Source organism: Streptomyces silaceus, assembly GCF_001419745.1.
In the GTDB taxonomy this organism is placed as follows: Bacteria; Actinomycetota; Actinomycetes; order Streptomycetales; family Streptomycetaceae; genus Streptomyces; species Streptomyces silaceus.
In genome coordinates this window covers 1-9,247 of sequence record NZ_LIRJ01000372.1, presented here as the reverse complement: position 1 = coordinate 9,247, position 9,247 = coordinate 1, and the positions used below count along the sequence as shown (strand labels likewise).

Below are 9,247 nucleotides of genomic sequence, written 5' to 3'. Positions count from 1 at the left end.
GGGATGTCGCTGCGCAGCGACGCGCTGTCGACGGAGTCGAGCAGGTTAGCCATGATCGTCTGCTTTCTTCACTGATGCCACAGGTCATCAGCGGAACGTGGTGATGAGAATTCGGTAGCTGATCGCGTCGGGCGGGCGTCTTGACCCTCCCCGCGGGGCGGAGAGAAAGCTTCGGTCGATCCCCCTGTGGCAGGGGCGCACGCTGGACGTACAGCAGCGGTCTATTCTTCCACGGCCTCGGGGTCTCGCCCAAATCGGCCGTCGGGCCCCGGGCGCCACCCCAGGATCGAGAGCATCTCGCGGTCCTTCTTGTCGAAGGCCGCGGGGTCGCAGCGCTCGATGAGATCGGGCCTGTTGCGGGTGGTGCGCCGCAGCGCCTCGTCCCTGCGCCAGCGCGCGATCTTGCCGTGGTGGCCGCTGAGCAGGACGTCCGGAATGCCCTGGCCGCGCCACTGGGGGGGCTTGGTGTACACCGGCCCCTCCAGGAGGTTGGCCATGGCGCCGGGCGCGAAGGAGTCGTCCCGGTGGGACTCGGCGTTGCCGAGGACGCCGGGCAGGAGCCGGGCCACGGCCTCGGTGACGACCAGCACGGCGGCCTCTCCGCCCGCGAGGACGTAGTCGCCGATGGAGACCTCGTAGACCGGCATGCGGGTCGCGTACTCGTCCATGACGCGGCGGTCGATGCCCTCGTAGCGCGCGGGCGTGAAGACCAGCCAGGGGCGCTCGGAGAGCTCCACGGCGAGTTCCTGGGTGAAGGGGCGGCCGCTGGGCGTGGGGACGACCAGGACAGGCCCGTGGGCCCCCGCCTCGTACCCCTCGGCGAGCACGTCGTCGAGGGCGTCGCCCCAGGGCTCGGTCTTCATGACCATGCCGGGGCCGCCGCCGTAGGGGGTGTCGTCGACCGTGTTGTGCCGGTCGTACGTCCACTCCCTGAGGTCGTGCACGTTGACGTCGAGCTGCCCACGCGCGCGGGCCTTGCCCACGAGGGAGACGTTCAGGGGTTCCAGGTACTCGGGAAAGATGGTGACGACGTCGAGCCGCATTACGCCTGGTCCTCCGGGGCCGCCTCGGAGGTGCCGGCCGCGGCCGCCTCGGCGTCGCGGGCGGAGGCGATCTCCGCGCGGTCGTCGACGAGCCCCGGGGGCGGGTCGATGATCGCGCGCTGCTCCTCAAGGTCGATCTCGGTGACGATCTCCTCGACGAAGGGGATCATGACCTCGCTGCCGTCGGGCCGCTCCACGATGAACAGGTCCTGCGAGGGCAGGTGCGAGATCTCCGTGATCCGGCCGATCTCGACGCCGTCCTTGGTGACCACGTCGAGGTCCATCAGCTGGTGGTCGTAGTACTCGTCGGGGTCCTCGGGGAGCTCCTCCGGGTCGACCTCGGCGATCAGAAGCGTGTTGCGCAGGGCCTCGGCGCCCGTGCGGTCGCGCACGCCCTCGAAGCGCAGCAGGAGACGGCCGCTGTGGACCCGGCCGGTCTCGATGGTCAGCGGACCGGTGGACGCGGGGTCCGTGGCGAGGACGGCGCCGGGACCGAGCCGCAGCTCGGGCTCGTCGGTGCGGACCTCGACGGTGACCTCGCCCTTGATGCCATGGGCACGGCCGATACGGGCGACTACCAACTGCACTGCGTTCTCTCCTCGTTCACGACTACGGGCCGGGGACGGCCCTTGAGCCCTCCCCGGCCCGAGCCGGTGCTGCTGTGGTTCAGTGAACCCGGTTCAGCGAACCTGGTCCACGTCGACGAGGTCGACGCGGACACCGCGGCCGCCGATGGCGCCCACGACCGTGCGCAGAGCGCGTGCGGTGCGGCCGTTGCGGCCGATCACCTTGCCGAGGTCGTCGGGGTGGACCCGGACCTCGAGGACGCGCCCGCGGCGCAGGTTGCGCGAGGCGACCTGCACGTCGTCGGGGTTGTCGACGATGCCCTTCACGAGGTGCTCGAGAGCCTCCTCGAGCATGCTCAGGCCTCGGTCGACTCGGTGGACGCGGCCTCGGCCTCGTCCGCCTTCTTGTCCGACTTCTTGGCCTTCTGGGTGATGGCCTCACCCTTGGCGTCGTCGCCCTCGAGACCCTTGGTGAAGGCCTCGAACGCGGCGCGCTTGTCCTTGGGCTCCGCGACGAGCAGCGGCGCCGGGGCCGGCAGGCCCTTGTGCTTCTGCCAGTCACCGGTGAGCTTCAGGATGGCCATGACCGGCTCGGTCGGCTGGGCGCCGACGGACAGCCAGTACTGGGCGCGCTCCGAGTCGACCTCGATGCGCGACGGGTTCTGCACCGGGTGGTACAGACCGATCTCCTCGATGGCCCGGCCGTCACGGCGGGTACGGGAGTCGGCGACGACGATGCGGTAGTGAGGCGAACGGATCTTGCCCAGACGCTTCAGCTTGATCTTGACTGCCACGGGAGTGGTGTCTCCTGGTCTTGACGTGGGTGGGCACAACGGGGATGCCGCGTGGGGTTGCGGTACTCGAGTGCCCGATGGACGCGTCAGCCGGAGGAGAGAGGGGTCCTGTGCGACTGTCGAGTACAGCTAGCCATTGTGCCATACGTCGCCGGGGCGCCCGAACCGGTCCGGGCGCCCCGGACCAGCTCAGCCCACTCCCGCGCCCACCGCTTCCGGGATCCGGAAGGGCTTGCCGCAGCCGCCGCACATGATCGGGGCCTGGGCGAGCACGGAGGGAACGACGCGGACGTTGCGGCCGCAGTCGCAGACCGCCTTCACGCGCACGCCGCCTCCGGAGGAGCCGTGCCGGGCGGCCGGGCCCCGGAAGCTGCGTGCGGTGTCCGCGGTCGTCGCCACGGTGTGCGCCTTGAGGGCGCGCTGGAGGCGCTCGATCGTCGGGCGGTACTTCTTCTTGGCCTCGGGGTTGAGCGTGACCAGGGAGAAGCCACTGCTGGGGTGCGGCTCCTCCGGGTGGTCCAGGCCCAGCTCCTCGGCGATCGCGAGGAATCTGCGGTTGTGATAGCGGCCGGCGCGTGAGGTGTCGCGGACGCCGCGCGAGGCGGCGATGCCATGGACTGCCTCGTGAAGCAGTCGCTCGAAGGAGAGCTCGGCGCCGCAGGCGGACGACGACTCTCCGATCAGGGATTCGGGCGCGGCAAGGTCGGGCAGCTCGGGGTGGTGCCGCTGAATGTCGGCCCACGCCTGTGCCAGCTCTGCGGCGAGAACAGGTGGTGTCGTGCTCACGTCGTGACAACGAGCCGGGAGCCCTCGGGGTTCCATTCCGGGGCATCCCAAATAATTTGCACGTACCCGTCAGTTGCCGTTGATGCGTCCGGACGAGGGCGGGTGCGCTGATCTGCGGAGAAGCCTCACAGCTCGCACCAAGGCGGTACGTAGCGGCGCGTACGCCCCGGCGCGTAGGGCGGTCCCTCGCGCCGGGACTCGTGTGGTCCGGGCGGGCGCACGGGCCGATGACGGCCGCGCCAACACCGCGGACACGCCCTCAGTAGGAGCGGGCCACGAAAGCGACGTTACCCGGGGTCCCGTCGGCGTCCGGCACCGCCCCGTCCTCGGCGACCAGACACCGTACGGTCACGCCGTGCTCGGCCAGCCCGGCCTCGCCCTCTTCGCCGAGCGAGGCCCACGGGATCCGCGCCCAGCCGCCGGCGGCGGTGGCCTCCACGGCCTCCTCGACCGAGGTCACGTCCGAGGTGCGGGACTCCCTGCGCGCGCGGGCCTGCGTGAGGAGCAGTTGCTGGCCCTCCTCCAGGACGGCGGGCAGCAGCTCGGCGAGGGTGGCGATCGCGACCGGCTCCTTGCCGCCGGGGCGGTGCTCGTCCACGATCCGGCGGGCCAGCATCGCGGTGCCGTTCTCCAGGTCGCGCGGGCCGACCTCGATGCGGACCGGTACGCCCTTGAGCTCCCAGTCGACCGCGCGGCGGCCGAAGGGGACGTCCGTGCGGTCGTCGACCTGGACGCGCACGCCCGCCGCCTTGAGGGTCTCGCCGATGCGGCGGACCTCGGCGAGCACCGCGTCGTCGCCCTTGACGGCGAGGACGACGGCCTGGACGGGCGCGAGGCGGGGCGGCACGCGCAGGCCGCTGTCGTCGCCGTGCATCATCACCAGGGCGCCGATCAGCCGTGTCGTGCTGCCCCAGGAGGTCTGCCAGACCAGCTCCTGCGTGCCCTCCTTGGACAGGTACCGGGTCTGGAAGGCCTTGGCGAAGTTCTGGCCGAGCTCGTGGCTGGTACCGAGCTGGAGGGCCTTTCCGTCGCCCATCATGCCTTCGAGGGTGAGGGTGTTGATGGCGCCGGCGAAGCGCTCCTTTGCGGTCTTGCGGCCGGGCACGAAGTCCATGGCGAGGACCTCGCGCAGGAACGCCCCGTAGACGTGCCGGTGGATGTGCGCGGCGAAGTCGCGGGCTTCTTCGTACGTCGCGTGGGCGGTGTGGCCCTCCTGCCAGAGGAACTCCGAGGTGCGCAGGAACAGGCGCGGGCGCATCTCCCAACGGACCACGTTGGCCCACTGGTTGATGAGCAGGGGCAGGTCGCGGTAGCTCTGCACCCACTTGGAGAAGTACTCGTTGACGATCGTCTCGGAGGTGGGGCGGACGACGACGGGCTCCTCCAGCTCCTTGCCGCCGCCGTGCGTGACGACGGCGAGCTCCGGCGCGAAGCCCTCGACGTGCTCGGCCTCGCGGGTGAGGTACGACTGCGGGATGAGGAGCGGGAAGTACGCGTTCTGGGTACCCGTCTCCTTGATGCGGGCGTCCATGTCCTGCTGCATCCGCTCCCACAGGCCGTATCCGTACGGTCGGATCACCATGGAGCCGCGCACCGGACCGTTGTCGGCCAGCTCGGCCTTGTTGATCAGGTCTTGGTACCAGCGGGGAAAGTCGTCCGACTGGGGCGTGAGCACGGGGGTCTTGGCCATGGCGCGCATGGTAGGGGCGGGCCCGAGGTGAAGGTGAACTCTTTTTCCCGGGGGGCGCACGACGGTGGCACGCAAGCATTGCCTCACAACCTCTGGACGCCACGACGGATGCGGAGTTGTCTGGCATACGGGGGGAGTGCGAGCGCACTACACGGGGGCGGACGAACCGTTGGATTTCGGCACGGCAGTAACTCTCGGCGGATTGGGGCGCTTTCGATGACACCAACACTCGTGCAGCCGCACGTCCCCCACGCGGGCGCTGCACCCCGTGTGGACCTGTGCGCACGCGCGCGTGACTGGGCGGAGATACAGGAACGGATGCTGGTCCCGCTCTATGAAGCGGTGTACGAACGACTCGAAGTGGGCGGCGGCACCCGCCTCCTGGGACTCGGCTGCGGCTCGGGGCTCGCCCTGCTGATGGCGGCCTCGCGGGGCGCCACGGTCACCGGCGTCGATCCGGCGGCGCCCGAACGGCTCGCCCTCGCGCGTGAGCGACTCCTTCCGGAGGGCTCGCGGGAGGTGCCCTCGCGTGCGCGCCGCCGTCTGGTCGCGGGCGGCCCCAAGGACGCGGCGGAGCCGGGAGCGCCCGCGTACAACCTCATCACCGCCTTCCAGCCGATCGGGTGCATGGCGGGCGACTCCGAAGGGCTCGCGAGCCTCCTGGAGGCGGCGGCCCCGCTCGCCGGGCACGGCACGCCGGTGGTGCTGGCCGGCTGGGGGCCTCCGGAGCGCTGCGCGACCTCGTCCGTGCTGCGGGTGGCGACGAAGCTCGCCGATCCCCTGCGGAGCACGGGGAGCTGGCGCCCCGCGCTGCGGGACGACCTGGAGGAGGTCGCCCACCGGGCGGGCCTCAAGCCGGACGGCTCGGGCCGGGTCGGGTGCCCCTTCGGGTACGCGGACGTGGAGAGCGCGGTCCGCGGGCTGCTGTCGACGGGTCTGTTCGACGCGGCGGCGCGCGCGACGGACCAGGCACAGGTCGACAAGGAACTGACGGAGGCACTGCATCCGCACCGGCGCGCGGACGGCACGGTGTGGATGCCGAACGTCTTCCGCTACCTGATCGCGCGTACTCCGTAGAGGACGGTTTCCGTAAGGCCTGACTCCGTAGAGGACGGTTTCCGTATGGCCTGACTCCGTAGAGGACGGTTTCGGCAAGGACCTGACTCCGTAGAGACCAGATTCTCGGCGACCGACTCCGTGGAGACCCGTCAGCCGTCCTTGGTGAACCGGGTGATGCCCGCGATCCGGTACGCGTCCGCCTCCTCCAGCGTCTCGTTCTCCAGCAGGGCCGCCGCCAGGGCGTCCAGTTGGCCCCGGTGCTCGCGCAGCTGCCGGCAGGCGCTGTCGTAGCACTCGTCGACGATCCGGCGCATCTCGCCGTCGATCGCGTCGAGGGTCTCCGGGGCGGCCGCGAGTCCGTACGCCTGCTGGGCGTCGTTCGGCAGGGCGGACAGCCGGCCCACGCGCTCGCTCATGCCCCAGCGGCCGACCATGCCGCGCGCGATGTTGGTGACCTGCTCCAGGTCGTTCTCGGCGCCGGTGGTGATGACTCCGTAGACGACGTGTTCGGCGGCCATGCCTCCCAGGGCGCCGATGATGCGGCCCCGCAGATACTCCTCGGTGTAGGCGTACTTGTCGGAGTCCGGGGTCGAGAGGGTCACGCCCAGCGCGCGCCCGCGCGGCACGATGGTGATCTTGCGGACCGGGTCGGCGCCGGGCTGCAGCATGCCGAGCAGGGCGTGCCCGCTCTCGTGATAGGCGGTGCGACGGCGCTCCTCCTCCGGCATCACGAGCGGGCGTTCGGCGCCGAGCTGCACCTTCTCCATGGCTTCGGAGAGGTCGGACTGCGTGACCTTCTTCTGCTTGCGCTTGACGGCGAGGAGGGCGGCCTCGTTCGCGAGGTTGGCGAGTTCGGCGCCGGTCATGCCCGGTGTCGTACGGGCGACCTGGGCGAGGTCGACGTCGTCGGCCAGCGGGATGGACCGTGTATGGATCTTGAGGATGGCCTCGCGTCCGCCCCGGTCGGGGGGCGAGACGTTGACGACGCGGTCGAAGCGGCCGGGCCGGGTGAGGGCGGGGTCGAGGATGTCGGCGCGGTTGGTGGCGGCGAGCACGATGACGCCCTCGGCGCCGGAGAAACCGTCCATCTCGGTGAGGATCTGGTTCAGGGTCTGCTCGCGCTCGTCGTGCCCGCCCATGCCGCTGCCGCCGCCCCGCGCGCGGCCGATGGTGTCGATCTCGTCGATGAAGATGATGGACGGCGCGACCTTGCGGGCCTCCGCGAAGAGCTCCCGTACGCGGGAGGCGCCCACGCCCACGATCATCTCGATGAACTCCGACGCGGAGGCGGAGAAGAACGGCACGCCGGCCTCACCCGCGACGGCGCGGGCGAGCAGGGTCTTGCCGGTGCCGGGCGGGCCCGCGAGCAGCACGCCGCGCGGCATCTTAGCGCCCATGGAGCGGTAGGCGTCGGGGTTCTTCAGGAAGTCGACGACGTCGTTGAGCTCGCCCTCGACCTCGTCGATGCCGGCCACGTCCTCGAACGTGGTGCGCTTGGCGCCGGGCTCCAGCTCGACGGGCTTGGGCGGCGTCTTGCGCCCGAGCATGCCGCCCCCGCCGCCCATGCCCGCGCTCATGCGCCGGGCGATGAAGATCCACAGCGCGACCAGCAGCAGCATCGGGGCGAGCGAGATGAGCAGGTTCGACAGGAAGCTGCGCTCCTGCACCACGGGCTCCGCGGTGACGGTGACCTTGTGCTTGGTCAGGTCGTCCCAGAGCTTGTCGTCGGCGAACGCGGGCCGCTGCGTCGTGAACTTGGTGTAGTCGCCCTTCTCGCCGTCCGGCTTGGGCTGTTCCTTCTTGAGCTGCCCCTGGATCGCGTCGCCCTTGGCGTAGATCTTCGTGACGTTGCCGTCGTCGACCTGCTTGCTGAACTCGGTGTACGAGATGGTCGGCTCGTCGCCGTCGTTGAAGAACGACAGCACCAGGTTGGCGATGAGGTAGACGATCAGAGCCGTCAGGATCAGGCTCCCCCAGCCGCCCGGCATCTTCTTCTTCGGCGGCGGCGTGGGGGCGGGCGGGGGCGCGCCCTCGGAGCGCCACGGCTGATCGGGCGCCTGGCGCGGCGGCACAGGGTTGCTCATAGTCGGACGTTACGTCACAAATCAACCCCGGGCACCCGCGCCGAAACGCCTGGGGCGCCCCTCAGGTGAGGGGCGCCCCAGGCGACGTACGGACGAGACGGGACCCGCGAGGACGCGGACTCAGCCCATGAACTTCTTGAACTCGTCGGGCAGCTCGAAGTCCTTGCCCGGCTGCCCGCCGGGGAGGCCGAAGGCGCCGCCGGCCTGACCGGCCTGCTCGCGGCGCGTGGCCTCCTCCTGCTCCTGCTGCTTGCGCTTCATCGGGTTGCCGGAGCGCTGCTTACCCTTGGCCTGCTTCTGCTTCTTCTTCTGACGGCCGGGACCGCCACCCATGCCCGGCATCCCGGGCATCCCCGGCATGCCGCCGCCCTGGGCCATGCGCGACATCATCTTGCGGGCCTCGAAGAACCGCTCGACCAGGTTCTTGACCGCGCTGACCTCGACGCCGGAACCCTTGGCGATACGGGCACGGCGCGAGCCGTTGATGATCGTGGGCTCCTGGCGCTCGGCCGGGGTCATCGACTTGATGATGGCGGCCGTGCGGTCGACGTCCCGCTCGTCCAGGTTGTTGATCTGGTCCTTCATCTGGCCCATGCCGGGCATCATGCCGAGCAGCTTGGAGATGCTGCCCATCTTCCTGACCTGCTCCATCTGGGCCAGGAAGTCGTCGAGCGTGAAGTCCTGGCCCTTCTTGGAGGCCAGCTTCGAGGCCATCTTCTCGGCCTCTTGCTGCGAGAAGGTCTGCTCGGCCTTCTCGATCAGCGTGAGCATGTCGCCCATGCCGAGGATGCGGGACGCCATGCGGTCCGGGTGGAACGCGTCGAAGTCGTCCAGCTTCTCGCCGTTCGAGGCGAACATGATCTGCTTGCCGGTGACCTGCGCGATGGAGAGCGCGGCACCACCGCGGGCGTCACCGTCGAGCTTCGAGAGCACGACGCCGTCGAAGCCGACGCCGTCGCGGAACGCCTCGGCGGTGTTGACCGCGTCCTGACCGATCATGGCGTCGACGACGAACAGGACCTCGTCCGGGCTGACGGCGTCGCGGATGTCCGCGGCCTGCTGCATCAGCTCCTGGTCGATGCCGAGGCGGCCGGCGGTGTCGACGATGACGACGTCGAACTGCTTCGTACGCGCGTACTCGACGGAGTCCTTGGCGACCTGGACCGGGTCGCCCACGCCGTTGCCCGGCTGGGGGGCGTAGACACCGACGCCGGCGCGCTCGGCG

General features: G+C 70.4%; 9 protein-coding genes. 1 reads left to right on the top strand and 8 read right to left on the bottom strand.

What is annotated here, in order from left to right; genetic code table 11:
- Nucleotides 1-221 precede the first annotated feature (221 nt).
- From trmD to proS, 6 genes are all read right to left on the bottom strand, one after another.
- On the bottom strand, nt 222-1,043 hold the full coding sequence (gene trmD, locus AOK22_RS29970; protein WP_055701859.1) for a tRNA (guanosine(37)-N1)-methyltransferase TrmD: 822 nt from the start codon (nt 1,041-1,043) through the stop codon (nt 222-224).
- The gene (rimM, locus tag AOK22_RS29965) at nt 1,043-1,630 is read right to left on the bottom strand and encodes a ribosome maturation factor RimM (protein ID WP_055701858.1); all 588 of its coding nucleotides are present in this window, start codon (nt 1,628-1,630) and stop codon (nt 1,043-1,045) included. The genes trmD and rimM overlap by 1 nt, the downstream gene beginning before the upstream one ends.
- Before the next feature lie 93 nt (nt 1,631-1,723).
- Nucleotides 1,724-1,963, bottom strand: coding sequence for an RNA-binding protein (locus AOK22_RS29960; RefSeq protein ID WP_014176063.1), 240 nt, complete (start codon nt 1,961-1,963; stop codon nt 1,724-1,726).
- Nucleotides 1,964-1,965: 2 nt separating this feature from the next.
- A complete protein-coding gene (rpsP, locus tag AOK22_RS29955) occupies nt 1,966-2,403 on the bottom strand; it encodes a 30S ribosomal protein S16 (protein ID WP_055701857.1) in 438 nt (145 codons plus the stop codon).
- Nucleotides 2,404-2,592: 189 nt separating this feature from the next.
- Nucleotides 2,593-3,225: a hypothetical protein gene (locus AOK22_RS29950; RefSeq protein WP_079036905.1), complete on the bottom strand. Its 633-nt coding sequence runs from the start codon at nt 3,223-3,225 to the stop codon at nt 2,593-2,595.
- Nucleotides 3,226-3,448: 223 nt separating this feature from the next.
- On the bottom strand, nt 3,449-4,879 hold the full coding sequence (gene proS / locus AOK22_RS29945) for a proline--tRNA ligase (protein ID WP_055701860.1): 1,431 nt from the start codon (nt 4,877-4,879) through the stop codon (nt 3,449-3,451).
- A 216-nt stretch (nt 4,880-5,095) separates the two neighbouring features.
- Here proS and AOK22_RS29940 point away from each other — a divergent pair, with 216 nt between their 5' ends.
- On the top strand, nt 5,096-5,956 hold the full coding sequence (locus tag AOK22_RS29940; RefSeq protein WP_079036904.1) for an SAM-dependent methyltransferase: 861 nt from the start codon (nt 5,096-5,098) through the stop codon (nt 5,954-5,956).
- 131 nt (nt 5,957-6,087) lie between these two features.
- Here AOK22_RS29940 and ftsH read toward each other — a convergent pair whose 3' ends face one another.
- Nucleotides 6,088-8,022 (bottom strand): ATP-dependent zinc metalloprotease FtsH, encoded by a 1,935-nt coding sequence (ftsH, locus tag AOK22_RS29935; protein ID WP_055701854.1) that lies wholly within the window; start codon nt 8,020-8,022, stop codon nt 6,088-6,090.
- 120 nt (nt 8,023-8,142) lie between these two features.
- The coding region (locus tag AOK22_RS29930; protein ID WP_055701853.1) for a signal recognition particle protein at nt 8,143-9,247 on the bottom strand (1,105 nt) is incomplete at its 5' end.